This is a genomic window from Curtobacterium herbarum (genome assembly GCF_016907335.1).
GTDB lineage: Bacteria > Actinomycetota > Actinomycetes > Actinomycetales > Microbacteriaceae > Curtobacterium > Curtobacterium herbarum.
Genome location: NZ_JAFBBT010000001.1, coordinates 1513054 through 1537760 on the forward strand (window position 1 = coordinate 1513054; position 24707 = coordinate 1537760).

19 protein-coding genes and 1 tRNA gene are annotated in these 24707 nt (G+C 73.2%); 9 read left to right on the forward strand and 11 right to left on the reverse strand.

Going from position 1 to position 24707, the window contains the following annotated elements; genetic code table 11:
- Position 1: 1 nt before the first annotated feature.
- Entirely contained in the window at positions 2-1501 is a 1500-nt protein-coding gene (locus JOD51_RS07290; RefSeq protein ID WP_204607665.1) for an ABC transporter substrate-binding protein, read from the reverse strand.
- A 133-nt stretch (positions 1502-1634) separates the two neighbouring features.
- Entirely contained in the window at positions 1635-2588 is a 954-nt protein-coding gene (locus tag JOD51_RS07295; RefSeq protein WP_204607666.1) for an alpha/beta fold hydrolase, read from the reverse strand.
- A 63-nt stretch (positions 2589-2651) separates the two neighbouring features.
- Here JOD51_RS07295 and JOD51_RS07300 point away from each other — a divergent pair, with 63 nt between their 5' ends.
- Complete coding sequence (locus tag JOD51_RS07300; protein WP_204607667.1) at positions 2652-3563, forward strand: siderophore-interacting protein; 912 nt, start codon at positions 2652-2654, stop codon at positions 3561-3563.
- Positions 3560-4375, forward strand: coding sequence for an ABC transporter ATP-binding protein (locus JOD51_RS07305; RefSeq protein WP_204607668.1), 816 nt, complete (start codon positions 3560-3562; stop codon positions 4373-4375). The genes JOD51_RS07300 and JOD51_RS07305 overlap by 4 nt, the downstream gene beginning before the upstream one ends.
- A gap of 738 nt (positions 4376-5113) precedes the next feature.
- On the opposite strand, the gene JOD51_RS07310 is transcribed toward JOD51_RS07305, so the two are convergent.
- The 5 genes from JOD51_RS07310 to JOD51_RS17335 all read right to left on the reverse strand — a co-directional run bounded on the left by JOD51_RS07310 (position 5114) and on the right by JOD51_RS17335 (position 10589).
- Positions 5114-5470 (reverse strand): Fe-S oxidoreductase, encoded by a 357-nt coding sequence (locus tag JOD51_RS07310; protein WP_204607669.1) that lies wholly within the window; start codon positions 5468-5470, stop codon positions 5114-5116.
- 3 nt (positions 5471-5473) lie between these two features.
- Complete coding sequence (locus JOD51_RS07315) at positions 5474-6874, reverse strand: dihydrolipoyl dehydrogenase family protein (RefSeq protein ID WP_204607670.1); 1401 nt, start codon at positions 6872-6874, stop codon at positions 5474-5476.
- Positions 6875-6962: 88 nt separating this feature from the next.
- Positions 6963-7784: an arginase family protein gene (locus tag JOD51_RS07320; protein WP_204607671.1), complete on the reverse strand. Its 822-nt coding sequence runs from the start codon at positions 7782-7784 to the stop codon at positions 6963-6965.
- A 47-nt stretch (positions 7785-7831) separates the two neighbouring features.
- Entirely contained in the window at positions 7832-8554 is a 723-nt protein-coding gene (locus JOD51_RS07325; RefSeq protein WP_204607672.1) for a PspA/IM30 family protein, read from the reverse strand.
- Between the two features lie 49 nt (positions 8555-8603).
- Positions 8604-10589: a TPM domain-containing protein gene (locus JOD51_RS17335; protein WP_204607673.1), complete on the reverse strand. Its 1986-nt coding sequence runs from the start codon at positions 10587-10589 to the stop codon at positions 8604-8606.
- Positions 10590-10811: 222 nt separating this feature from the next.
- Between JOD51_RS17335 and JOD51_RS07335 the strand changes: the two genes are divergently transcribed.
- Entirely contained in the window at positions 10812-11015 is a 204-nt protein-coding gene (locus JOD51_RS07335) for a hypothetical protein (RefSeq protein ID WP_111043803.1), read from the forward strand.
- 8 nt (positions 11016-11023) lie between these two features.
- The gene (locus JOD51_RS07340; RefSeq protein ID WP_204607674.1) at positions 11024-11773 is read left to right on the forward strand and encodes a 4'-phosphopantetheinyl transferase family protein; all 750 of its coding nucleotides are present in this window, start codon (positions 11024-11026) and stop codon (positions 11771-11773) included.
- Here the strand turns inward: JOD51_RS07340 and JOD51_RS07345 are convergent.
- From JOD51_RS07345 to JOD51_RS07360, 4 genes are all read right to left on the reverse strand, one after another.
- On the reverse strand, positions 11770-13086 hold the full coding sequence (locus tag JOD51_RS07345) for a M1 family metallopeptidase (RefSeq protein WP_259556670.1): 1317 nt from the start codon (positions 13084-13086) through the stop codon (positions 11770-11772). The two genes, JOD51_RS07340 and JOD51_RS07345, sit on opposite strands and share 4 nt — an antisense overlap.
- A gap of 8 nt (positions 13087-13094) precedes the next feature.
- Positions 13095-17081: a Pls/PosA family non-ribosomal peptide synthetase gene (locus JOD51_RS07350; RefSeq protein ID WP_204607675.1), complete on the reverse strand. Its 3987-nt coding sequence runs from the start codon at positions 17079-17081 to the stop codon at positions 13095-13097.
- A gap of 199 nt (positions 17082-17280) precedes the next feature.
- Positions 17281-17352: transfer RNA gene (locus JOD51_RS07355), tRNA-Arg, on the reverse strand.
- A 164-nt stretch (positions 17353-17516) separates the two neighbouring features.
- On the reverse strand, positions 17517-18101 hold the full coding sequence (locus JOD51_RS07360; protein ID WP_204607676.1) for a hypothetical protein: 585 nt from the start codon (positions 18099-18101) through the stop codon (positions 17517-17519).
- Between the two features lie 73 nt (positions 18102-18174).
- Between JOD51_RS07360 and argS the strand changes: the two genes are divergently transcribed.
- The 5 genes from argS (at position 18175) to thrC (ending at position 24681) form a co-directional block, all read left to right on the forward strand.
- The gene (gene argS, locus JOD51_RS07365) at positions 18175-19845 is read left to right on the forward strand and encodes an arginine--tRNA ligase (RefSeq protein WP_204607677.1); all 1671 of its coding nucleotides are present in this window, start codon (positions 18175-18177) and stop codon (positions 19843-19845) included.
- A gap of 2 nt (positions 19846-19847) precedes the next feature.
- Positions 19848-20618, forward strand: coding sequence for an LmeA family phospholipid-binding protein (locus JOD51_RS07370; protein ID WP_204607678.1), 771 nt, complete (start codon positions 19848-19850; stop codon positions 20616-20618).
- Between the two features lie 88 nt (positions 20619-20706).
- Positions 20707-22128, forward strand: coding sequence for a diaminopimelate decarboxylase (gene lysA, locus JOD51_RS07375; protein ID WP_204607679.1), 1422 nt, complete (start codon positions 20707-20709; stop codon positions 22126-22128).
- A gap of 28 nt (positions 22129-22156) precedes the next feature.
- The gene (locus tag JOD51_RS07380; protein ID WP_204607680.1) at positions 22157-23464 is read left to right on the forward strand and encodes a homoserine dehydrogenase; all 1308 of its coding nucleotides are present in this window, start codon (positions 22157-22159) and stop codon (positions 23462-23464) included.
- 137 nt (positions 23465-23601) lie between these two features.
- Positions 23602-24681, forward strand: coding sequence for a threonine synthase (gene thrC / locus JOD51_RS07385; RefSeq protein ID WP_204607681.1), 1080 nt, complete (start codon positions 23602-23604; stop codon positions 24679-24681).
- Positions 24682-24707: the final 26 nt, after the last annotated feature.

Genomic DNA, 24707 nt, shown 5'->3' on the forward strand with positions numbered 1-24707 from the left:
GCTACGAGACGGCGAGGTCCGCCAGGTCCAGGCGGGTCGTGGTGCTGTCGAACGGGAACCCGGTGACGCCGTCGCGGACCGCGGTCGTGGTGGTCGCCGTGTAGAGCCACTCGGCGGCGGCGTCCTCGCTGACGATCTTCGCCGCCTGCTGCAGGGCCCGTTCCTTCTCGGCCTGGTCGGTCGTGGCGACCGAGGCGGCGTAGAGCCGCTGGACCTCGGCGTTGTCGTAGCCGAAGTAGTACTTCGGGTTCGCCCAGTTGCCGAAGTCCCGCGCCTCGGTGTGGTTCACCATGCTGAGGTCGAAGTCCTTCTTCGTGAAGACCGAGTCGAGCCAGGTCGCGAAGTCGACGCGCTGCACCGTGAGCGTGATGCCGACGTCGGCGAGCTCGGAGGTCAGGACGTCACCGATCGCCGTCGGGTACACGTTGGCGTAGGTCAGCGTCAGCGTCGGCTTCGTCACGCCGGCCTGCTGCAGGAGCTTCCGTGCTGCGGCCGGGTCGTAGGCGTCGACGTCGGTCAGGTCCTGGTAGCCGGGGTCGAGGGCGGGGATCGGGCCGCCCTGTTCCACCCCGCCGCCGCCGATCGCCTTGATCACGGCCTTCGGGTCGATGGCCTGCCGGATCGCCCGGCGGACGCGGACGTCGGTGAAGGGCGCCTTCTGGTCGTTGAAGGCCAGCGTGTACTTGTCGGTCGTCTTGCCGGTGTGCAGCGTGACGCCGGAGGTGTTCTGCAGCTGGCTCTTCAGCGTGCCGTCGACCGCGGTCTCGACGTCGAGGTCCCCGCCGGCCATCGCGTTGACGGCCGTCGACGGGTCGGTGATGTAGCGGAAGACGACCTTCGCCACCTTGGCCTTCGTGCCCCAGTAGTCCGGGTTCCGGCGGAAGGTGAGCGAGTCGCCCTGCTTCCAGCTGGCGACCTCGAAGGGCCCGGTGCCGTTCGCGGTCTTCGTCCGGTCGTTGTCGGCCGCCTGCTCGAGGACCAGTCCGGCCCGGCCGGTGAGGTTCCAGAGCAGGTCCGAGTCCGGCTTCGACAGCGTCAGGGTGACGGTGTCGTCCCCGGTGGCGGCCACGGTCTTGACCGAGGCGAGGTCGTCCGCGTCGACGTAGGACTGGTGTGCCTTGACGTCCTCGAGCGACCAGACGACGTCCTTCGCGGTGACCGGCTTGCCGTCCTGGAACGTCGCACCGTCGCGCAGCGTGAACGTGTACGTCAGGCCGTCGCGGGAGACCTGGTGCGAGGCCGCCAGGACGTCGCGGACCGTGCCGTCCGCCGTCCGCCCGACGAGCCCCTGGTAGACGTTGTCGATGAGCACCTGGTCGAGGGCGTTGCCGGACTGGGTGCGGATGTCGAGGCTCGTCGGTTCGAGCACCAGCCCGACCCGGACCGTCGCGTCGGCACCGCCGCGGGTGTCGTCGGAGCCGCCGGAGCAGCCGGCCAGGGCGACCGAGGTCGCGACGGCGAGGGCGGCCGCGGCGAGGGCGGTGCGGTGGAGCGGACGCATGCTGGGTTCCTTCCCGGAGCCGGACCCCGTCGGGGCCGGATCGACCCGCGGTGGGGCCGGATCGGAGGGCGCCCCGACGACGGTCGTCAGCGGCGCTCGGACGAGGCTACCGGGCGCTCGGGCGTCGGCGGTGTCAGGTCTCGGACGAAGTCGTCGGGGGTTCTTCGACGCCATCCAACAAGCCGTGTGCGCCCGCCCATTCCCGGATCGCCCGGGCGAGCGGCAGTGGCGCCTGCGTCTGCACGGCGTGCCGGGACTCCACGGTCACGATCGTGGCGTGCGGCAGCCGCTCGGCGAACGCCTGGTGCAGCTTCGGGGAGACGTACCCCCGGTCGCCGCGGACGAGCAGCAGCGGGACGTCGAGCTGCTCGAGGTCGGGCCACGCGTCTGCGAACCGGCCGACGGACGACGTGCGTCCGCCCAGGTGCGGGAAGTGGTGCCGCCGCACGAGTCGGCCGTCCGCGCCGAGTCGGGTTGAGTGCCGTGCCTCGCGGCGGAGCGTCGCCGCGTCCCCACCGACCCGCGCGGCGATCGCCCGTTCGACGACCTCGTCGAGGCTCGCGAACGACTCCTCGGACTCCAGCGCGCGGGCGATCCGGTCGACGGCCCGCTGCGCGAAGTCCGGCGACATGTCGACGAGCACGAGACCGGTGACCCGCTCGGGTGCCAGGGCCGCGAGCCGTGCCGACAGGATCGCCCCGAGCGAGTGGCCGACGACCAGCCCCGGCGGCACGTCCAGCGCGTCGAGCGCGGCGAGGACGGCCGGTGCCGTCGCGGTGGCCGCGTAGTCCGCGTCCTCCCGCCACGCCGACCGGCCGTGGCCGGGCAGGTCCAGCGCGACGGCCGGCTGGTCGACTGCGATCGCGGTCTGGTCGAAGCTGTGGGCGTCGATGCCGAGCCCGTGCAGGTAGGTGATCCGGGCCTCCCGTCCGGGTGCCGGCGGGTCGGTCCGCGACCAGCGGATCGCGGAGACCGTCCCACCACCGTCGGTCGGGACCGCCTGCCGGGAGGCGCGCAGCGGCTCGGTCACGCCGCTCGCGGCCGCCAGGGCGGGGACGTCGGCGAATTCGTCATCGTGCTCGGACACCCGACCAGTGTCGCAGTGCGACGCACCCTGTTCCCCTTAGGTAAGGCATGCCATACTCGAGGTGTGGCAGCCCGGTACCGCGTCTTCTCCGTCCGTGTGGCAGCCGTTTCGTCGCTCACCCCGCACTTCGTCCGGGTGACGCTGACCGGCGACGAGCTCGCGGACTTCTCGGCCGTCGGCCTCGACCAGCGGATCAAGGTGCTCCTGCCGCTCGAGGGGCACGGGTTCTCCGACCTGCCCGAGGGCGAGGACTGGTTCGCGGCGTGGCGTGCCCTGCCGGACGCGACCCGGAACCCGATCCGCACCTACACGGTCCGATCGTTCCGGCCCGGTGCCCACGAGCTCGACATCGACTTCGTCGCCCACGGCGATGCCGGTCCGGCATCCCGCTGGGTGTCCGCGTGCCGCGTCGGCGATGAACTGCGGATCGTCGGCCCGAGCGTGCCGGAGTCGCCGGCCGATCTGCCCTCCGGTGCCGCCGAGTTCTCGCCGGGGTCCGCGAACCGGATCCTGCTCGCCGGCGACGAGACCGCCGCGCCCGCCATCTGCGCCATCCTCGAGGCGCTCGACGTCAGCGCCGTCGGACACGTCTTCATCGAGGTCCCCACCGACGCCGACCGGCTGCCGGTCTCCGCGCCCGCCGGGGTCGAGGTCCGCTGGATCGCCCGGAACGGTGCCTCGCACGGTGCCCGGATGACGGACCACGTGCACGCCTGGGCCTCGACCGTCGCCCCGGACCCGGTCGTCGTCGCCGCCCGCGCAGCCGCCGGTGCCGAACTGCTGGACGTGGACGTCGACCAGCAGGTGCTGTGGGACGTCCCGCGCGAGGACGACGACCTGCCCGTGTACGCCTGGATCGCGGGGGAGGCCGGCTGCGTCAAGGAGCTCCGGCGTCACCTGGTGCGGAGCGTCGGGCTCGACCGCAAGCAGGTCGCGTTCATGGGGTACTGGCGGCACGGCAAGGCGGAGTGTTGAGGCCAGCCTCCGTCCTCACCCCGGAGGCACCGGTCACCGCCCTCGGCGCGCGCGGGCTCAGCCTCGGCTACGACGACCGCGTCGTGGTGCACGACCTCGACGTGGACGTGCCGGACGGCGAACTGACCGTCATCGTCGGGCCGAACGCGTGCGGCAAGTCGACGCTGCTGCGGGCGCTGGCCCGGACGCTCAAGCCGTCGGCCGGCACCGTGTACCTCGACGGCCGACCGATCACCTCGTACCGCCCGAAGGCCGTCGCCCGCCGGGTCGCGATGCTGCCGCAGACGCCGATCGCCCCGGACGGCATCACGGTGCGCGACCTCGTCTCCCGCGGTCGGTTCCCGCACCAGGACCTGCTGCACCCCTCGAGCGGGACCGATCGGCAGGTCGTGCAGGCTGCGCTCGCCCAGACCGACATCGTGGAGCTCGCCGACCGGGGGGTCGACGAGCTCTCGGGTGGGCAGCGGCAGCGGGTCTGGATCGCGATGGTGCTCGCGCAGCAGACCGACATCGTGCTGCTCGACGAGCCGACCACGTTCCTCGACATCGCGCACCAGTACGACGTGCTCGAGCTGGCGTCCACGCTGCACGACGCCGGTCGGACGGTCGTCGCGGTGCTGCACGACCTCAACCAGGCGGCCCGCTACGCGACGCACATGATCGCGATGCGGGACGGGGTGATCGTGGCGCAGGGGTCGCCGGAGTCCGTCGTCACCGAGGAGCTCGTCGCCGACGTCTTCGGGTTGCCGTGCGTGGTCGTCCGGGATCCGGAGACCGGCACGCCGCTGGTCGTCCCGCGCCGCGCGCGCTGAGCCGGGCTGCCGCGGGTGCTGCGCCTGGCCGCCGCACCCCTTGTGCTGGCCCGCCGCACCCGGCCGGAGTTCGTCGAGCGGTCACACATCGTCGTTCTCAGGGTCGCGGAACGACGGAACGTGACCGCTCGGCGGATGGGTTGCGGGATGTCGTGACCGTTCGGCGCGAGGAGGGTGGCCGGTCATCCCGCGCCGCGGGGGCGGAGCCGGGCCGCCGCGCGCGCTGGGCCTGGCGGCCGCGTCCGCTGAGCCGCGCCCGACCCGAGTCCGTCGAGCGGTCACACATCGTCGTTCTCAGGGTCGCGGAACGACGGAACGTGACCGCTCGGCGGATCGGGTGCGGGGTGTCGTGACCGTTCGGCGCGAGGAGGGTGGCCGGTCGTCCCGCGCCGCGGGCGCGGAGCCGGCCCGCCGCGCGTGCTGAGCCGGGCGGCCGCGTCCGCTGAGCCGGGCCGGCACGCCCGGCAGGAGTTCGTCGAGCGGTCACACATCGTCGTTCTCAGGGCCGCGGAACGACGGAACGTGACCGCTCGGCGGATCGGTGGCGGGGTGTCGTGACCGTTCGGCGCGAGGAGGATGGCCGGTCCTGCCGTGCCGCGGGCGCGGAGCTGGATCGGCGGCGCGGATCGGCTCCGCACAACGGGAACCGGCTCGAACCGCGGGATCGCGTGGTTCGAGCCGGTTCCTGTTGTACGTGTCCGGCTGACGCCGGGGGCCGGGGGCCGGGGCCGGCGGGCGTCAGCGGTAGCCGCCGTCCTCCAGGCCGGCCTCGACCTCGAAGCGGTTGCGCAGCGGATCCCGCCCGGCGACGCCGGAGAGCAGCGGCATGAGCATGCCGTACCGACGCCACTGCTCGACGTGGACGCGCTCGTGCCGGAGGACCCGGTCGCCGTCGTTGTCCCGCGTCAGGTACACCGAGCCGACGCAGGTCCCGCCGCGCGGGAACACCCAGCGCGGCAGGCCCCGGCAGACGACCAGGCCGTCGACGACCCGCACGGGGCCGGTCGACTTTGGCAGCCCGATCGTCAGGCCCACGGCGGTCGCGAAGAACCACCCGGCGCGGGACACCGGCGAGTCGACGAGCGGGTTACGCACCGGTCACTCGGGGCGGCCGTAGGTCTCGAGCAGGCGGAGCCAGATCTCGTTCATGGTCGGGTAGGCGGGGACGGCGTGCCAGAGGCGCTCGAGCGGGACCTCGCCCACGACGGCGACGGTCGCGGCGTGCAGCATCTCGGCGACGTCCTGCCCGACGAAGGTGACACCGACGACGACTCCGCGGGACTCGTCGACGACCATCTTGGCGCGGCCGGTGTAGCCGTCCGCCTGCAGTGCCGAGCCGGCGATGCTGCCCAGGTCGTACTCGACCGCGCGGACGTCGATGCCCTGCTGACGGGCCTGTTCCTCGGTGAGGCCGACGCTCGCGACCTCGGGGTCGGTGAAGGTGACCTGGGGGACCGCGGCGTGGTCGGCGGTGGCGACGTGTGCGCCCCACGGCTCGGCGTGCACCGGTCGGCCCTGGACGCGTGCCGCGATGACCTCGCCGGCCGCACGGGCCTGGTACTTGCCCTGGTGGGTCAGGAGTGCCCGGTGGTTGACGTCGCCGACGGCGTACAGCCAGTCGGTGCCGGTGACGAGCATGGTGTCGTCGACGTCGAGCCACTCGCCGTCGGTCAGCCCGACCGAGGACAGTCCGAGGTGTTCGGTGCCGGGGGCACGGCCGGTCGCGGCGAGGACCTCGCTGGTGACCAGGGTCGTGCCGTCGTCGAACGTCGTGGTGACCAGACCGTGCTCGTCGCGGTCGACGCGGGTCGGGTTCAGGCCGGTGCGGACGTCGATGCCGAGCGTGCGCATGCCGTCGGCGACGAGTTCGCCGGCGAAGGGCTCCATGCCGCCGAGCAGACCGTGGCGGGCGACCAGGGTGACCTTCGCGCCGAGGGCGGCCCAGGCGGTGGCGAGCTCGGAGCCGGCGACACCGCCGCCGATGACGAGCAGGCTCTCCGGGACCTCCTGCGCACTCGTGCCTTCGCGGGTGCCCCACGGCTTCGCCTCGGCGAGCCCCGGGACCGGCGGCAGGGTGTGCACCGAGCCGGTGACGAGGGCGATGGCGTGCGCGGTGTAGGTGGTGCCGTCGACCTCGATGGTCTTCTCGCCGGTGATCACGGCGCGGCCGCGGATCAGGGCGATGTCGGCGGACTCGAGCCACTGCACCTGCGAGGCGTCGTCCCAGTTGCTCGTGAACGAGTTGCGTCGGGCGAGCACCGCGGCGGCGTCGACGTCACCGGTGACGGCTTCCTTCGCGCCACCGAGGCGCTTGGCGGCGGCGACCGCGTGGCTGCTGCGGAGCAGGGCCTTCGACGGCATGCACGCCCAGTAGGAGCACTCACCGCCCACGAGTTCGGCTTCCACCACGGCGACCGACAGGCCGCGCTTGTGGGCGTAGTCCGCCACGTTCTCGCCGACAGCGCCGGCTCCGATCACGATGAGGTCGTAGTCCGTCATGTGGCCGAGCGTAGCCGCCGGGGGGATGGCAACTGCCGGGAGGAGTGCGCTCTGTGGAGAACCCGCTCCGGCCGGTCCGACGGTTCCGTCAGACCGTGCGTGCCGCGGTGGACAGTGCGCCGACCACCCGCAGGATGACGCCCATGTCCTCGACCGCTCGGTTCGGGTCGACCGGGGCGAAACCGGTCAGGGCCGCGCCGACGAGCCGCCGTCCGGCCGTGGCCGCCTGGACGAGCGCGACGAGGGCGGCGCCGTCGATGCCGAAGGGGACGGGTTCGAGGAGACCGTCGATCTCCGACGGGTCGAGGACGTCCAGGTCCACGTGCACGAACACGCTGTCGGCACCGGTGCGCTCGACCGCGGCACGCAGCGCGTCCGGGGTCGCCGCGTCCACGTCGAGGTGGGTGATGCCGGCACGGTCCAGCGCCGCGGCCTCGGCCGACTCGGTGCCGCGTGTGCCGGCGACGACCACGGACGTGCCCGGGACGGCCGGCAGGTCCGGGAACAGGTCCTGGGGGCGGTCGACCAGGAGGCGCAACGCGGCGGTCTCGGCCGCGATCGGCTGGGCGCGGTTCAGCGCACGGAAGCCGTTCGACCCGGACAGGCGCACCACGGCCGTGTCGGGGCCGACCAGGACGGAGGCGCCGAGCACGCTGGACCCGTCGCCGCCGATCACCAGGACGGGCTCGGTCGCGACGGCCGCTTCCCCGGCGACGGCCCCCGAGACGGTGAGCACCGAGGTGTACCGGGCGACCGCGGTGTCGAGTCGGTCGCCCGCCCCGGTCGGGACGTCGATCGTGGTGGTCGCCGCGCGGGGGAGGTCCGCAGCGATCGCGGCTGCTCCGTCCGCGAGCCGCATCGCACGGGACGACGCCGAACCCTGCCACTGACCGACCACGATGAAGCGCATCGTGTCAGTCTGTCAGGCGGGTCCGACGTCGTCCGGTGCCGGCGTGCTCAGACCGTCGGTCCGCCCGACTTCAGCGCGGCGAGACGGGCTTCGACCTCGGCGTCGCGGCCGACGTCCTCCAGGCTCTCGAACTGCGCGTCGAGGCTGGAGGCCTGCAGCTCCTGCTGCCCGATGACCTTCGCCTCTTCGCGACGGACCTTCTCCTCGAAGCGGGCCAGGTCGCTCGTCGGGTCGGTGATGTCGATGTTGCCCAGGGCGTCGTTGACCTTGGTCTGCGCCTCGGCCGTCTTGGCGCGGGCGACCAGGGTGTTGCGCTTGGCCCGGAGTTCCTCGAGCTTCTGCTCCATCCCGGCGAGACCCTGCTTGAGCTTGTCGACCTGCTCGTTCTGGGTCGCTAGCGGTGCGGCGTTGTCCTTGACCTCCTGCTCGGCGGCGATCTGCTTGCCGAGCGCGATCTTGGCGAGGTTGTCGAACTTGTCGGCGTCGGCGGCCTTGCCCTCGGCGCGGTACTTGTCCGCCGCGGTGGAGGCGTTGGCGGCCTTCTGACCCCACTCCTGGGCGGCGCGGACGTCCTCGTCGTTGTCCTGTTCGAGCAGGCGGAGGTTGCCGATCGTCTGCGCGATGGCGCTCTTGGCGTCGGCGATGTTGTTCGAGTAGTCGCGGACGAGCTGATCGAGCATCAGCTGGGGGTCCTCGGCGTTGTCGATGAGCTGGTTGATGTTCGCCCGGACGAGCGAGGAGATACGACCGAAGATGGACTGCTTTGCCATTGCTGGTTCCCTTTCGTGGATGGATCGCTGAGTTGGTCGAGCGGCCTGGTCAGAAGCGTCCGCCGCCGGAGAAGCCGCCGCCTCCGCCGCCGGAGAAGCCCCCGCCGCCACCGAAGCCGCCGCCGCCCCCGAAGCCACCCCCGCCGCCGAAGCTCCCGCCGCCGTAGCTGCCCCCGCGTCCGCCGAGCAGCCCGCCGAGGACGATGCCGGTGACGAGCCCGCCGAGCTGCGCACCGCCACGGCCCGTGCCGCCGCCGGCACCCGGCCAGCCGCCCATGTCGTCGTCCGCCTCGTCGATCGCCGCCGCCGCGTACTGCTCGGCCGCACGCGCTGCCTGCAGGGCCCGCTGCGGGTCGGTCGTGGCGAGGTCGAGGGCGTCGTCGAGCGCGCGTTCGGCCTCCGACAGCCGGGTGCGGGCGGTCGAGCCCACCCCGCCCCGGTGCACGGTGACGTACTGCCGTGCCTGGGCGATCCGGCTCTGGGCATCTCGCAGTGCGGCGTCGAGGGCCTGGGTGGCCCGGCGGTGCTGCTCCTCGGCGGTGCGGGCACCGGCGAGGGCGGCGTCGATGTCGGTGTTCGCCTTCGTCAGGGCGTCGACGGCCCCGACGGGGTCGCGCGGGTCGACGTCGGCACGGAGGACGCGCTGCGCCCGGGCGACGGCGGCGGCGAGGTCCGGTCCGCCGGCCGTGAGCGTGCCGGCGGCGGCGAGGTCGCCCTCGATGTCGGCCCGCATCGCCTCGGCGCGCGTGGCGGCGTCGGCGAAGGTGGTCTCGGCGGCGGTCACCGCACCGGTGAGCTGCTGGACCTGTGCGAGCGCGTGCTGGCCGTCGCGGACGGCGACGACCGCTTCGCCGCGGTCCCCGGCGGCGAGTGCCGTGCGTGCTGCGGCGGCGCGCTCGTCGGCGAACTGCAGGACCTCGGCCGCCTGGTCGACGTTGTCCGCCACGGTCGCGAGGGTCCGGCCGGTGTAGGCGCTCCGGACGCGCTCGAGCGCCGCGCGCGCGGCGTCGACGGCGGCCGGGGCTGCGGCGAGCGACGTGGTCAGGTCGGCCGCGGCGGTGTCGACCGTGTCCTCGAGCGCACGGAGCTGGTCGAAGGCCTCGGTCTGCGACTCGATCGCCGCGTGGGCCTGCTCACAGGTGGCGATGATCTGGTTCGACCAGTCGACGCGCTGCTGCGGGGTGTCCGGGACCTCGTCGTCGAGCTGCTGCTGCAGGGCGAACGCCTTCCGGACCTCACGCTTCGCGATCGCCACGGTGTCGGCGAACGGCTTCGCGGCGTCCTCGCCGAACTGGGCCGCGGCGAACCCGACCTCTTGCTCGGCGGTGCGGATCTCGTCGTCGATCGTGACGAGTGCTCCGCCGGCACGGCGTTCGAGCTCGGCGAGGGTCTGCTCCTGCTGCTCGCGTGCCGCAGCGGCGCGGCGCTTGTTCCGGGTGCGGATCACCAGGACCGCGATGACGGCGGCGAGCACGGCGAGACCGAGCAGGACCCACAGCCAGGTCAGGTCGGCGGGTTGCTGGCTCTGCTGCAGGCCGCCGGCGAACGCGGTCGCCGCGGCGGCCCACTGCCCCTGCTTCAGGCGCGGGAGCAGGTCGGAGTCGACTGCATTCTCGACGTCGCTCGAGCTGATGGCGGTCTCGTTGGTCTGCTGGACGTCGTAGTTCCGCTCGTCGACCGCGACGGAGAGCAGGATGCCGTCCGTCTCGATCTGGTTGCGCTGCATCGTCGCCGCGCCCCAGGCCGTGTGGTCGCTCGGGTCGCTGAAGGACGGGACGAACACCACGTAGAGCTGCGTCTTCGTGTCCTGGTACAGCTGCTGGACGGCCTGCTCGACGTCGGCATGCTGCGCCGCGGTGAGGGCGCCGGCGTCGTCGACGACGTACGCGCTGCCGATGTCGACCGGCGCGGTGGCCTGTGCGCCGGCTGCCGGGAGCACGACGAGTGCCAGTGCGGCCACCGCCGAGACGATCCCCGAGAGCAGGCGTGTCACCGTCGTCGGTCGGGGGTCCGTCCTGCTGTCGACCGTGCGCATCCGTCCTCTTTCCGTGGTCCTGTCGACCGGGTCCGTGGCCGTCGCCCGGAGTCTATCCAGGCGTCGGCTGGGCGGGCCGGGGGCTGTGGACAACGGACTCGACCGCCCGCGACGTGTACCCCGACGCCGGTGGTGGACCCGCGCAGTATGTGGACGATCCGGGAGCGGTGTCCCCCGAAGCGGGGTATGGTGAGTGCACGTCAACGAGGAAGGGGTCCAGCAATGGAGCGAGCGACCACTGCAGAAGTCGTCCCACTGGAGGACGGGTACCACCGCGTGTCGACACCGCTGAGCGGTGTGATCGGGTTCGTCCGTGAGAGCGACGGCCGGTACGAGGTCCTCCGTGGCCGCGTCCGCCAGGCGACCCGGTCCGAGGGCAAGTACGCGACGATGAACGTCGCGCTCATCGCCCTGACGCACGCCTGAGGGACTCCGTGTCGGACGGTGCCGTCGTCCGCGTCCTGACCGGACGCGGGTCGCGTCCCGCCGACCGGGAGGCCCTGGTCGCCTTCGTCGCGGAGGTCACCGACACCGACCCCGCCCTGGTGCGCGTCGTCCGGCGCTGCCCGCACTGCGGAGCGGCCGACCACGGTCGACCGACAGCCCTCGTGGACGGCCGGCACCTGGCGGTGAGCCTGTCCCGCACCACGGGCGTCCTCGCCCTCGCACTCGGGCCGACCACGTCGGGACCGGGCTCGATCGGCGTCGACGTCGAACGTCCCTCCCGCGTCGCCGCCGCGCCGCTCGACGTCTCGACACCGGGGGAGCAGGAGCGTGCTGCCCGGTCCGGGTCCGTCGCCGTCCACCGCACCGCGTGCTGGGCCGTGAAGGAGGCCGTCCTCAAGCGGGACGGTCGGGGCCTGCGGGTCGACCCGTCCGCGGTCGACGCGGTGCTCGGCCCGATCGCCGACGCCGCGACCGGGTCCGGCGCAACCGAGACCGGTCCCGGAACGACCGAGACCCAGAGCGCCGGGCACACAGCCCGGTTCGACGGCGTCATGCAGCCGGTCACGGTCCTCCGTCTCGACGACGACCTCGTGCTCGCCGTCGCCGCCGGCGGTTCCCCGGTGGCGGTGCAGGACCGTCGCGACGGACCCCACGCCCACGACCGCACGACCGACGACGCCAGCCCCGCCACGCGCAGCCCCGCGAAGCGCATCGCCGCCACGCGCACCGGCGCCTAGGGAAGCTCGGGAACCCCGGGCTCGTCGATCCACGGCCCGGTGACGAGCAGCATGTCGCCCGGGGTGCTCCCCGCGGCGGCGGCGAACGCGGCGACGACGTCTGGCGTCGTGACCGTGCCGTGCCGGTGCTGTCCGGTGATCCGCCGGAGCCCGTCGGTGAAGGCGTCCTCGCCGATCGTCCGTCGGAGGGCGTGCAGGGCGAGGGCGCCGCGCTTGTAGACGCGGTCGTCGAACATGTCCCGTGCGCCGGGGTCGGCGACGACCAGGTCCTGCGGCTGGTCGAGCAGCCCGGCGCGGTACTGCGCGGCCAGGTCGTCTGCCGAGGTGCCGCCGCGGTGCTCGGACCACAGCCACTCGGCGTAGCAGGCGAAGCCCTCGTGCAGCCAGATGTCCCGCCACTGCCCGAGGGTCACCGAGTTGCCGAACCACTGGTGGGCGAGTTCGTGGGCGATGAGCCGGTCGGTGCCGTGCTCGCCGTCGACGTGGTTCCGGCCGAACACCGCCAGGCCGTGCGCCTCGAGCGGGATCTCCAGCTCGTCGTCGGTGACCACGACGCCGTACTCGGCGAACGGGTAGGGGCCGAAGCGGTCGGCGAACAGGGCGAGCATGTCCGGCACCCGCCCGAAGTCGGTCTTCGCGGCCGCGGTCAGGTCGGCCGGGTGGTGCAGGGTCACCGGGACGGCACCGCCCCGGATCGTCGTGGTGCGGTAGCGGCCGATCTGCACGGTCGCCAGGTAGGTCGCCATCGGGTCGGTGACGGCGAAGGTCCAGCGGGTGCCACGGGCGGTCCGGTCGCGGCCGAGGAGTTCCCCGTTCGCGACGACGTCGTAGGCGGCCTCGCAGGTGAGCTCGATCCGGTAGGTGGCCTTGTCGTCGGGCCGGTCGTTGCAGGGGAACCAGGACGGGGCGCCGATCGGCTGGCTGGCGACGATGACGCCGTCGGTGAGTTCCTCCCACCCGAGGGTGCCCCACGGGCTCCGGAGCGGCCGGGGCGCGCCGCGGTAGCGGACGTGCACGGCGAACTCGGTGCCGGCGGCGATCGGTGTCGCGGGGGTGACGGTGGTCTTGTGCGTGCCGACCGCGACCTTCTTCGCGCGGACCCCGTCCACGTCGACCCGGTCGACGGAGAGGCCGTGCAGGTCGAGCACGACCTTGTCGAGCGGCTCGTTCGCCACCGCGGTGAGGGTGGCGGTCGCGTCGAGCCGGTTCGTGGCGACCCGGTAGTCCAGGTGCAGGTCGTGGTGTCGGCTCGACCAGCGCCGGTCGCCGCTGTGCGGGGTGTACGGGTCGGGGGCGGGGTCGGTCTGCTTCACGGTGCCGGTCAGTCTGTCACGGCCCCGACGGGCGGCTGGGCGTCGGCGCGCATCCCGTCCACCGTCCCGGTGGTGCCGTCCAGCCGGGAGGCGCCACCCGCCACGGACACGTCACCCGCCTCCGTCTTCCGGTCACGCCACGGCGGGTGCTCCCACGGCGAGATCGGGTTGCCGGCCCAGAGCGTGCCGGCGGGGACCTGCTCGCCGCGCATCACGAGGGAGGCCGGCCCGACGGTCGCCCCGGGGCCGATGCCGGCGGCGGGCAGGACGACGCCGTGCGGGCCGAGCGTCGCACCGGTGTCGAGGGTGACGGTGTCGAGCTGCATGACGCGGTCGTGGAACAGGTGGGTCTGCACGACGGTGCCGCGGGCGATCGTCGCGCCGGCGCCGATCGTGACCAGGTCGGCCTCGGGCAGCCAGTACGTCTCGCACCAGACGCCGCGGCCGATCGTCGCGCCGAGGCTCCGCAGCCAGGCGGTCAGGGCCGGCGTGCCGATGGCCTGTTCGGCGAACCAGGGGCGTGCGACGGTCTCGACGAAGGTGTCCTGCACCTCGTTCCGCCACACGAACGAGGACCACAGCGGGTGCTCGGTCGCGGTGATCCGGCCGACGAAGCACCACTTCGCCAGCGTCGACACGGCGGCGGCGACCGCTCCGGCGACGATGAGCACCGGGCCGGCGAGCAGCACGGTCCAGCCGATGCCGACGGTGTCCCACAGCGCCAGGAGGGTCAGCGCGACACCGAGGCCGATGCCGGCGGAGACCATCGGCGCGACCAGACGGAGCAGCTCCCAGGCGCCGCGGGCGACCTTCAGCCGGGTCGGCGGCCGGAAGGTGCGTTCCTCGTCGAACTGCGCGGCGGCACGGCGCAGGCGGACCGGCGGGCTGCCGAGCCAGGACGAGCCGCGCTTGGCCTTCTTCGGCACGGCGGACAGCACCGCGACGAGAGCCTCGCGGGGGACCGAACGGCCCGCGCCGGTCATGCCCGAGTTGCCGAGGAACGCCCGACGGCCGACCTTCGAGCGACCGATCTTCACGCGGCCGCCGCCGAGCTCGTACGTGGCGACCATCGTGTCGTCGGCCAGGAACGCCCCGGACGCGATCTGCGTCAGCGCCGGGATGAGCAGCACGGTGGAGATCTCGGTGTCCCGGCCGACCTTCGCGCCGAGCAGCCGGAGCCACAGCGGGGTGACCAGGCTGGCGTACAGCGGGAACAGCAGCGTGCGGGCGGCGTCGAGGATCCGCTCCGTGCTCCACACCTGCCAGCCGGTCCGGGAGCGCACCGGGTGCCGTCCCTCGGTCAGTCCGAGCCCGAGCAGCCGGACCGCGGCGACGATGAGCCCCGCGTACACGACCCCGGCGACGACGGTGGCGAGCGGCACGGCGAGCAGCGCCGGTCCCACGGCGGCGCCGAGCGACCCCGGACGACCGACGACGGCGGCGGCGACGGCGAGCCCGGCCGCGGCACCGACGACGGGGAGCCCGGCGACGGCGACCGAGCCGACCCCGTACGCCAGCAGCCAGCGCTTCGGGGAGGCGGGGCGAGCCTCCCGACCGTGCCGTGCCGAGCCGACGCGTTCGGCGGGCGACCCCGCCCACCGCTGCCCGTCGGGGACGCGCCCGGCGACGGCGGAGCCGGCCTCGACCTCGGCCCCGTCACCGACGTGTGCCCCCGGCATCAGCGTCGAGCGGCTGTGCACGACTGCGTCCGCACCGACGTGCACCGTGCCGAGCCGGAAGACGTCGCCGTCCACCCAGTGCCCGGCCAGGTCCACCTCGGGTTCGATCGAGGCGCGCTTGCCGATCGTCAGCATGCCGGTGACCGGCGGCAGGGTGTGCAGGTCGACGTCACGGCCGATCGTCGCCCCGAGCGCGCGGGCGTAGTAGCTGATCCACGGTGCACCCGCGGTGGAGGGGCCGTCGACCGCCTCGGCGATCCGCTCGGCCAGCCAGACCCGCACGTGCACCGACCCGCCGCGGGGGTGGTCGCCGGGACGCACGCCGGCCAGCAGCAGCCGGGCAGCGACGACGGTGAGCGTCATCTTGCCCGCGGGGGTGACGAACAGCAGCAGCCCGACGACGAGCGCCGGCCAGGGCAGCACCGGCAGGAACGGCATCGTCGTGGCGTGCAGGACAGCAGCGACCAACGCCGTCCAGCTGAGCAGCCGGAGCCCGCGGAGCACCTGCAGCGGCACCCCGAGGAGCGTCAGCAGCGCCCCGGTCGCCGGCGGGACGGGGGCGACGTGCCGTGAGGCCGCGGCCACCGGACCGGACTCGTCCAAGGCGTCGGCGAGGGCACCGATGCGCGGGTGGTCGTAGACGTCCGCGACCGTCGTCGTCGGGTACCGCTCCCGGATCGCGGAGACGAGCTGCGCGGCGGTCAACGAGCCGCCGCCGTGCGCGAAGAAGTCGTCGTCGACGTCCGCCACCGGGACACCGAGGATCGCGGACCACCGCTCCGCGATCCACGCGACCGTCGGCGGCAGGTCCGTGCCCGTCGCACCCGCGAGCGGCCAGGGGAGCGCCGCACGGTCGACCTTGCCGGACGTGCGGGTCGGCAACACGTCCACCACAGCCAGGAGCGGCACCAGGGCAGCGGGCAGCTCCTGCCGGAGCCGCTCGTTCGCGGCGGACGTGTCGATGGTCGCGCCCGCGACGGGGGCGACGTAGCCGACGAGGACCTGGTTGCCGGCCGGGGTGCGCTGCACGACCGCGGCACCACCGGCGACGTCGTCGAGCGCCTGCAGGGCCGCGTCGATCTCACCGAGTTCGATCCGGCGCCCGCCGAGCTTCACCTGGTCGTCCGCACGGCCCTGGAAGACGAGGCCCTCCGGGTCGTACCGCACCAGGTCGCCGCTCCGGTACGCCCGCTCCCACCCGAGCGCCGGGAACGGCGCGTACTTCTCGGCGTCCTTCGCCGGGTCCAGGTAGCGGCCGAGCCCGACACCACCGATCACCAGCTCACCGACCTGACCCGGCGCGACCCGCTGCCCCTCGGCGTCGACGACGGCCAGGTCCCACCCGTCGAGCGGCAGCCCGATCCGGATCGGGGTGCTGCCGTCGAGCAGGGCCCCGCACGCGACGACGGTGGCCTCGGTCGGCCCGTAGGTGTTCCAGACCTCCCGGTCGCGGGACGCGATGCGCGCGGCGAGCTCGGGTGGGCACGCCTCACCGCCGAAGATCACCAGGCGCACCGACTCCAGCGCGTCGTCCGGCCACAGCGCCGCGAGGGTCGGCACGGTCGAGACGACGGTGATGCCGTGCGCGATGAGCCACGGCCCGAGGTCGACACCGCTCTTCACGAGCGACCGCGGCGCGGGCACCAGGCACCCACCGTGCCCCCAGGCGAGCCACATCTCCTCGCACGAGGCGTCGAACGCGACACTGAGCCCGGCGAGCACCCGGTCCGTCGGTCCCAGGGGTGCCGACTGCAGGAACATCCGCGCCTCGGCGTCGACGAACGCGGCGGCGGAGCGGTGGGTGACGGCGACGCCCTTCGGCACCCCCGTGGACCCGGAGGTGAAGATGATCCAGGCGTCGTCGTCGGTGGTCGGGGGTTCGGCGCTCGCCGTGGGGTCGGTGACGGGCAGGGAGGTGCCGTCGCGGTCGCGGAGGACACCGCCGGCGCCGATGACGCCGACGACGTCCGCTTCGCCGAAGACGAGGGTGGCGCGTTCCTCGGGGTCGTCGGCGTCGACGGGGACGTAGGCGGCGCCGGCGGCGAGGACGGCGAGGATCGAGACGGAGAGGTCGCGGCCGCCGGAGGGGATGCGGATGCCGACCCGGTCGCCGCGGTGCACGCCGTGCCGGGCGAGGTCGTCGGCGCGTTCGTGCACGAGGGCGAGGAGGGCCCGGTAGTCGAGCGGCCCGTCGGGGGTCTCGAGGGCGAGGGCGTCGGGGTGCGTCTCAGCGGTGGCGGTGAGGACGTCGAGCAGGGTCCTGGCGGGCGTCGCGAGGCTGCCCCGGTCGAGTTCCCGCTGGGTGGAGTGCGTCACGCCGCGTGATCCTAGAGCCCCCAGGTGTCCACCCCGGAAACCCGCCCCCGCCGACCCACCGAAGTCCCCACGACGAGGTGCGCTCACCACCGGAGTCGCCACGGGGGATCAGTCGGCGAAGCCGACATCGCGCGCTGCCGACCGAGCGCAGCGAGGACGACAGCTTGCGCGGGAATGTCATCGTGCGGAAATGTCACTGTGCCCCCAGGAGGATTCGAACCTCCGCCCCTGCCTCCGGAGGGCAGTGCTCTATCCCCTGAGCTATGGGGGCCCGGGGTGTCACCAACCGTAGCAGGTCCGGACCGGCCCCCTGTACGCGTGTCGGGCCTCCCGGGCGTGCCGCCGCCGGACGGGAGGCGCGTGTCGGCGCCGCCTCGCGCCTCCGGTCCGACGGTGGTCGGGTGACGTGTCTCGTCGGCCGGGCCGGCCGGGGCGTCAGGGGGTCGGCGCGCTGCTCGCGGGTGCGCCGGCGTCGGGCGCGACGGCGGCGCGGACGGCGTCGACGACGGGCTGGGCGGTGCCGGGTTCGGTGTAGAGGGTGGACGCGGTGTGGATCCAGTAGGGGTCGGCGAACGCGTCGGCGCGGCCGGTCTTCCCGCTCAGGCTGAAGTACCCCTCGACCGTGTAGGTGGGGACGGAGCCGCCCTGTTCGAAGAGCGCGTCCTCGAGCTGGGTGAGTTGCTTCTCAGGCAGGTGGGCGACGGCGACGGTCACGGTCACGCTGTCGTCGGTGGTGGACCGCCAGGTGCAGACGCGGCCGTCCTGGGCCGCGATCTGGGCGACGGGGGAGCCCTTCGTCGGCTTCGGTGAGCGGACGCGCTCGAACCGCTGCCCGTAGACGCTGAACGTGGCGGATGGCACGAGTTCGGCGCAGGTCTGGCTGACCGGTCGTCCGACGACGCCGGCGGTGGCCGAGGCGGATGGGCGGTCGCTGCCACCGCCGGAGCAGCCGGCGAGGACGAGGGCGGCGGGCACGACGAGGGCGGCGATGCTGATCGCCCGGAGGCTGCGGGAGGTCATGACCGACCATCCTGGTGCATGGGCCCCGGCGTGGTCCGGGCGCTGCCTGGGTGTCCCGGTAGACTCGTGCGCCGTGACTCCTGCCGAACTCTCCGAAGCGTACCTGTCGATCCTCACGGGCATCGTCGAGCGACGCGGTGCTGCCGACACGGTGACGATCGAGCAGTCGCACGTGGCGTTGGAGCGGCCGAAGAACCGCGCGCACGGTGACTGGGCGTCGAACGCGGCCATGCAGCTCGCGAAGCGCCTGGGCACGAACCCGCGAGAGCTCGCGACGGAGATCGCGGGGGAGCTGACCGAGCTCGACGGTGTCGCGTCGGTGGACGTCGCCGGTCCGGGCTTCATCAACGTCACGCTCGAGGCAGCTGCGGCGGGCGAGGTCGCGCGCACCATCGTCGACCAGGGCGAGTCGTTCGGTCACGGCGACCTGTACGACGGCGTCCGGATCGACCTGGAGTTCGTCTCGGCGAACCCGACCGGTCCGATCCACATGGGCGGTGTCCGGTGGGCCGCGGTCGGCGACAGCCTGGCCCGCGTCTTCCAGGCGCAGGGTGGCCTGGTCACCCGCGAGTACTACTTCAACGACCACGGCAACCAGATCGACCGGTTCGCCCGCTCGCTGCTGGCGTCCGCGCTCGGTGAGCCGACGCCGGAGGACGGCTACGGCGGTGCCTACATCGGCGAGATCGCGGCCCGGGTGCTCGCGACGCTCGAGCCGGGTCTCGCCGTGACGGACCTGCCGCGCGACGAGGCGCAGGAGCTGTTCCGGCGCGAGGGCGTCGAGTTCATGTTCACGGACATCAAGCGCTCGCTGCACGACTTCGGCGTCGACTTCGACGTCTTCTTCCACGAGAACTCGCTGCACGAGTCGAAGGCCGTCGACCGCGCCATCGCCCGCCTGCAGGAGCAGGGCCGGATGTACGAGGCCGACGGCGCGCTGTGGCTCCGCACGACGGACTTCGGTGACGACCGCGACCGCGTGGTCATCAAGTCGGACGGCGAGCCCGCGTACATCGCCGGCGACCTGGCCTACTACCTCGACAAGCGCGAGCGTGGCTTCGAGCGGAACCTCATCATGCTCGGCGCGGACCACCACGGCTACGTCGGCCGCATGATGGCGATGTGTGCCGCGTTCGGTGACGAGCCGGGCAAGAACCTCGAGATCCTCATCGGCCAGCTGGTGAACCTGCTCAAGGACGGCCAGCCGCTCCGGATGTCGAAGCGCAACGGCACGGTCGTGACGATGGAGGACCTGGTCGACGCGGTCGGTGTCGACGCTGGTCGGTACGCGCTTGTCCGGTTCGCGAGCGACACCGCGATCGACATCGACCTCGACCTGCTCACGAAGCGGACGAACGACAACCCCGTCTTCTACGTCCAGTACGCCCACGCCCGCACGCAGTCCGTCGCGCGGAACGCCGCCGCGTCGGGGGTCGACCGGTCGGTGTTCGACGCGTCGCTGCTGACGCACGAGTCGGAGAGCTCGCTCCTCGGTGCCCTCGCCGAGTACCCGCGGGTGCTCCGTCAGGCCGCCGAGCTCCGCGAGCCGCACCGCATCGCGCGCTTCATCGAGCAGCTCGCCGGGCTGTACCACCGCTGGTACGACTCCTGCCGCGTCACCCCGCTCGGCGACGAGTCCGTGACCGATCTGCACCGCACCCGCCTGTGGCTGAACGACGCCACCGGCCAGGTCGTGCGCAACGGTCTCGGGCTGCTCGGCGTCAGCGCGCCCGAACGGATGTAGCGGTGTCGTCCGCAGCAGCGCCGGCAACGGGTCGACGCCCGAAGCGCCGCGGCCGGACGCTCGCGATCGTCCTGGTCGTCGTCCTCGTCGTCCTGGCCGTCCTCGTGGTCGTGGCGGAGTTCGTGCTCCGCGGCGTCGTCGACCGGACGGTCGCGTCGCAGGTCGAGCAGTCGCTGCCGGACGGCACGACGGGCACGGTCGACGCGCACGTGCCGGGGATCGTCATCCCGCAGTTGCTCCGCGGCACGCTCGACGACGTCCGGATCACCTCGGACCGGCTGACGGTGGAGGGCATCCCGCTCGCCGCCGACGTGACGGCGCACGACCTGCCGGTGGACGGCAAGGGTGCGGTGCACGACGTCGACGGCACCGTCCGTCTGGCGTCCGGTGCGGTGAAGGACCTGGCGAAGTACTCGCCGCTGTTCGAGCGCGTCCGGCTGATCGACGGCGGGGTCGAGCTGCGGGGCAGCGCCTCGGTGCTCGGCTTCCGCATCGGCTACGCGGCGGACGGGTCGGTGACCGCGCAGTCCGACGGGCGCGGGGTCACGATCACGCCGAAGACGGTCCGGATCACGAACTCCTCGCTCGGGTTGAAGGTCGACGACATCCCCGGCGTCTCGGACGTCCCGGTGCCGGTGTGCACGGCGCAGTTCCTGCCGGAGCAGCTTCGGGTGCGCTCGCTCCGGGTGACCTCGGCGGCCGCGACGGTCCGCATCACGGCCGAGGAGCTGCCCCTCAACGAGGCGGGTCTGCGCACCACCGGCCGCTGCTGAGCGGGCGCCTGGTGCTCCGTCCGGCAGCCGTCCACAGGCGGCGTCACATGGCCGGGAGGTACGGCGCGGCCGGATAGGATCGGGTCCCGTGAGCGAGAACCCCCTTGCGCCGCCGCGACTGCGGTTCCCGGCGGACGCCTCCGAGCTGGTGGCCCGCATCTGGCCCGCGTCCGCGACGCGGACCGACGAGGGCATGCTCGCGATCGGTGGGGTCGCCGCCGACGAGCTCGTCGCCCGCTTCGGTTCCCCGCTGTACGTGGTCGACGAGCGTGACGTGCAGTCGCGTGCCGTCCGTGTGCGGGACGCCTTCACCGACGCCTTCAGTCGGATCGGCACGCGGGCGCACGTCTACTACGCGGCGAAGGCCTTCTGGACGACGCACGTCGCCCGGTGGATGGCCGGCGCCGACCTCCGTCTCGACGTCTGCACGATGGGCGAACTCGCCGTCGGACTGGCCGCGGGCGTCGACCCGGCGCTGATGGGCTTCCACGGCAACGACAAGTCCGACGCCGAGATCGCGCGTGCCGTCGCGGTCGGCCTCGGCACGATCGTCCTCGACAGCCACGAGGAGATCGGTCGCGTCGCCCGGATCGCCGCGGACGCCGGGGTCACCCAGCGGGTCCGCATCCGGATCAACAGCGGGGTGCACGCCTCGACGCACGAGTTCCTGGCGACCGCGCGCGAGGACCAGAAGTTCGGCATCCCGCTGTCCGAGGCGGTGCAGGCCGCGACCGCCGTCCGCGCCGAGCCCTCGCTCGCCTTCGTCGGGCTGCACTCGCACATCGGCTCGCAGATCTTCGACGACAGCGGGTTCCGCGAGGCCGCCCGTCGGCTGATGGACGTGCACGCCACGCTGGTCGAGTCGGGCCCGGTGCCGGAGCTCAACCTCGGCGGCGGCTGGGGCATCGACTACACCGAGGCCGACTCCGCCCTCGAGCCGGAGGACGTCGCCGACGCCCTGGCCGCGATCATCGCCGACGAGTGCTCCGCGCGGGGCATCCCGGTGCCCGAGATCGCGGTTGAGCCGGGCCGGTACATCGTCGGCCCGCCCGGCGTCACGCTGTACCGCGTCGGCACGATCAAGCCCGTCGCGGTGGACGCCGCGGACGGCACCGGCGCGACCCGCACCTACGTGTCGGTCGACGGTGGGATGAGCGACAACGTCCGGCCGGCGCTCTACGGTGCCGACTACACGGCCCGGCTCGCCCGGACCTCGGACGCCGACCCGGTGCTCACCCGGGTGGTCGGCAAGCACTGCGAGAGCGGTGACGTCGTCGTCCACGACGAGTACCTGCCCGGTGACGTGCGCCGCGACGACCTGCTCGCCGTCGCCGCGACCGGTGCCTACTGCTGGAGCCTCGCGAGCAACTACAACCACGTCGGCCGTCCGCCGGTCGTCGCGGTCGCCGACGGGGCAGCCCGTATCCTCGTCCGGGGTGAGAGCGTCGACGACCTCCTCGCCCGAGACACGGGCGTCGTGCCGGTACCCGAGACCGGTCCGTCCGCCTGAGAACCCGACCCGGAGAGACCCCCACCAGATGATCGAATACCGCAACGTCCGCGTCGCACTGCTCGGAGCCGGCTCGGTCGGCTCCCAGGTCGCACGACTCCTGCTCGAGCACGGACCGGAGCTCGCCACGCGTGCCGGTGCCGGCCTCGAGCTGGTGGGGATCGCCGTGCGTGACGTCGACGCCCAGCGGGATGTCGACCTGCCGCGCGAGCTGTTCACGACGGACGCCGGTTCGCTGATCCTCGGAGCCGACATCGTCGTCGAGCTCATCGGTGGCATCGAGCCCGCCCGCACCCTCGTGCTCCAGGCGCTGCAGTCCGGCGCCGACGTCGTCACCGGCAACAAGGCGCTCCTCGCCACGCACGGCCCGGAGCTCTTCGCCGCGGCCGAGCAGGTCGGCGCACAGCTCTACTACGAGGCCGCCGTCGCCGGGGCGATCCCGATCATCCGACCGCTGCACGACTCGCTGGCGGGTGACCGCATCGAGCGGATCATGGGCATCGTCAACGGCACGACGAACTTCATCCTCGACCTGATGGACCGCGAGGGCGCCACGTTCGCCGACGCGCTGGCCACCGCGACGGAGCTCGGGTACGCCGAGGCCGACCCGACCGCCGACATCGAGGGCTACGACGCCGCGCAGAAGGCCGCGATCTTGGCCTCGATCGCGTTCCACACCTCGGTCCCGCTCGCCGCCGTGCACCGCGAGGGCATCACCTCCGTCACGATCGAGCAGGTCCGTGCCGCCCGCAAGGCCGGCTACGTCGTGAAGATCCTGGCCACGTGCGAGCGACTCACCGACGCCGACGGCCGCGAGGGCGTCAGTGCCCGCGTCTACCCGGCGCTGGTGCCGGAGTCGCACCCGCTCGCCAGCGTGCACGGCGCGAAGAACGCGGTGTTCGTCGAGGCCGAGGCCGCCGGCGACCTGATGTTCTACGGCGCCGGAGCCGGCGGGGTCGAGACGGCCTCCGCGGTCCTCGGCGACCTGGTGTCCGCGGCCCGACGCCACGTCATCGGCGGGCCCGGGGTCGCCGAGTCGACCCGGTCGGCGCTGCCGGTGTTCCCGATCGGGACCGTCCGCACCCGCTACCAGATCTCGTTGCACGTGTCGGACGCACCCGGTGTGCTCTCGACCGTCGCCGGGGTGCTCGCGGCCCACGGCGTCAGCGTCGAGACCGTCGAGCAGACCACCACGGGGACCACCGAGGGGACCGCGACGCTCGTCATCGGCACGCACCTGGCGCGCGAAGCCGACCTGGCCGACACCGTCGCCGCACTCCGGGGCGAGGACGTCGTCCTGGACGTGACCAGTGTCCTGCGGTTCGTGGGGGCGTAGCGCGACCACGCGCCTCCCGGCACCGCACCGACCACCCGCACGACCCGAACCGACCCGACCCGACCGGATCCAGCCAGACCGATCCGACCCAGACCGATCCGACCCAGACCGCCCCACCGGACAGAGAGAGAAGCCTGATGGCCCACCAGTGGCAGGGAGTCCTGCGCGAGTACGCCGACCGACTCGACGTGACCGACGCGACCCCGATCGTGACGCTCGGTGAGGGCGGCACCCCGCTCATCCCGGCTCGTCGGCTCTCCGAGCGCACCGGCGCGACCGTGTACGTGAAGTACGAGGGCATGAACCCGACCGGTTCCTTCAAGGACCGCGGCATGACGATGGCGATCTCGAAGGCCGTCGAGCACGGCGCGAAGGCCGTCATCTGCGCCTCGACCGGCAACACCAGCGCCTCGGCCGCGGCGTACGCGACGCACGCCGGCATCACCGCCGCGGTGCTCGTGCCCGAGGGCAAGATCGCGATGGGCAAGCTCAGCCAGGCGGTCGCCCACGACGCCCAGCTGCTGCAGGTCCAGGGCAACTTCGACGACTGCCTGGACATCGCGCGCGACCTTTCCGCCAACTACCCGGTGCACCTGGTCAACTCGGTGAACAACGACCGCATCGAGGGGCAGAAGACCGCCGCCTTCGAGGTCGTCGACGTCCTCGGCGACGCGCCGGACTTCCACTTCCTGCCGGTCGGCAACGCCGGCAACTACACGGCGTACTCCCGCGGCTACCGCGAGGACGTCGCCTCGGGCCGCTCCACCAAGATGCCGCGCATGTTCGGGTTCCAGGCGGCGGGCTCGGCCCCGATCGTGCACGGCGAGGTCGTCCGGCACCCGGAGACCATCGCGTCCGCCATCCGCATCGGCAACCCGGCGTCGTGGAAGTACGCGCTGGAGGCCCGCGAGGAGACCGACGGCTACTTCGGTGCGATCTCGGACGAGGCGATCCTGGCGGCGCACCACCTGCTCTCCGCCGAGGTCGGCGTCTTCGTCGAGCCGGCGTCGGCCATCGGTGTCGCCGGGCTCCTCGAGCGCGCCGACGCGGGCGTCATCCCGAAGGGCGCGACGGTCGTCATCACGGTGACCGGTCACGGCCTCAAGGACCCGCAGTGGGCGCTCCGCACCCAGGACGGCGGCGAGGTCACGCCGACGAGCGTCCCCGTCGACACCGCGGCGATCGCGGACGTGCTCGGACTGGTCAGCGCGCGGTGACCGCCGATCGCTCGTCCGGACCGGGG

Coding starts and splice junctions, on each gene's coding strand:
- JOD51_RS07290 (WP_204607665.1), bottom strand. CDS start 1,501: ATGCGTCCGCTCCACCGCACCGCCCTCGCCGCGGCCGCCCTCGCCGTC.
- JOD51_RS07325 (WP_204607672.1), bottom strand. CDS start 8,554: ATGGCAAAGCAGTCCATCTTCGGTCGTATCTCCTCGCTCGTCCGGGCG.
- JOD51_RS07320 (WP_204607671.1), bottom strand. CDS start 7,784: ATGCGCTTCATCGTGGTCGGTCAGTGGCAGGGTTCGGCGTCGTCCCGT.
- JOD51_RS07360 (WP_204607676.1), bottom strand. CDS start 18,101: ATGACCTCCCGCAGCCTCCGGGCGATCAGCATCGCCGCCCTCGTCGTG.
- thrC (WP_204607681.1), top strand. CDS start 23,602: ATGGCCCACCAGTGGCAGGGAGTCCTGCGCGAGTACGCCGACCGACTC.
- JOD51_RS17335 (WP_204607673.1), bottom strand. CDS start 10,589: ATGCGCACGGTCGACAGCAGGACGGACCCCCGACCGACGACGGTGACA.
- JOD51_RS07380 (WP_204607680.1), top strand. CDS start 22,157: ATGATCGAATACCGCAACGTCCGCGTCGCACTGCTCGGAGCCGGCTCG.
- JOD51_RS07335 (WP_111043803.1), top strand. CDS start 10,812: ATGGAGCGAGCGACCACTGCAGAAGTCGTCCCACTGGAGGACGGGTAC.
- JOD51_RS07315 (WP_204607670.1), bottom strand. CDS start 6,874: ATGACGGACTACGACCTCATCGTGATCGGAGCCGGCGCTGTCGGCGAG.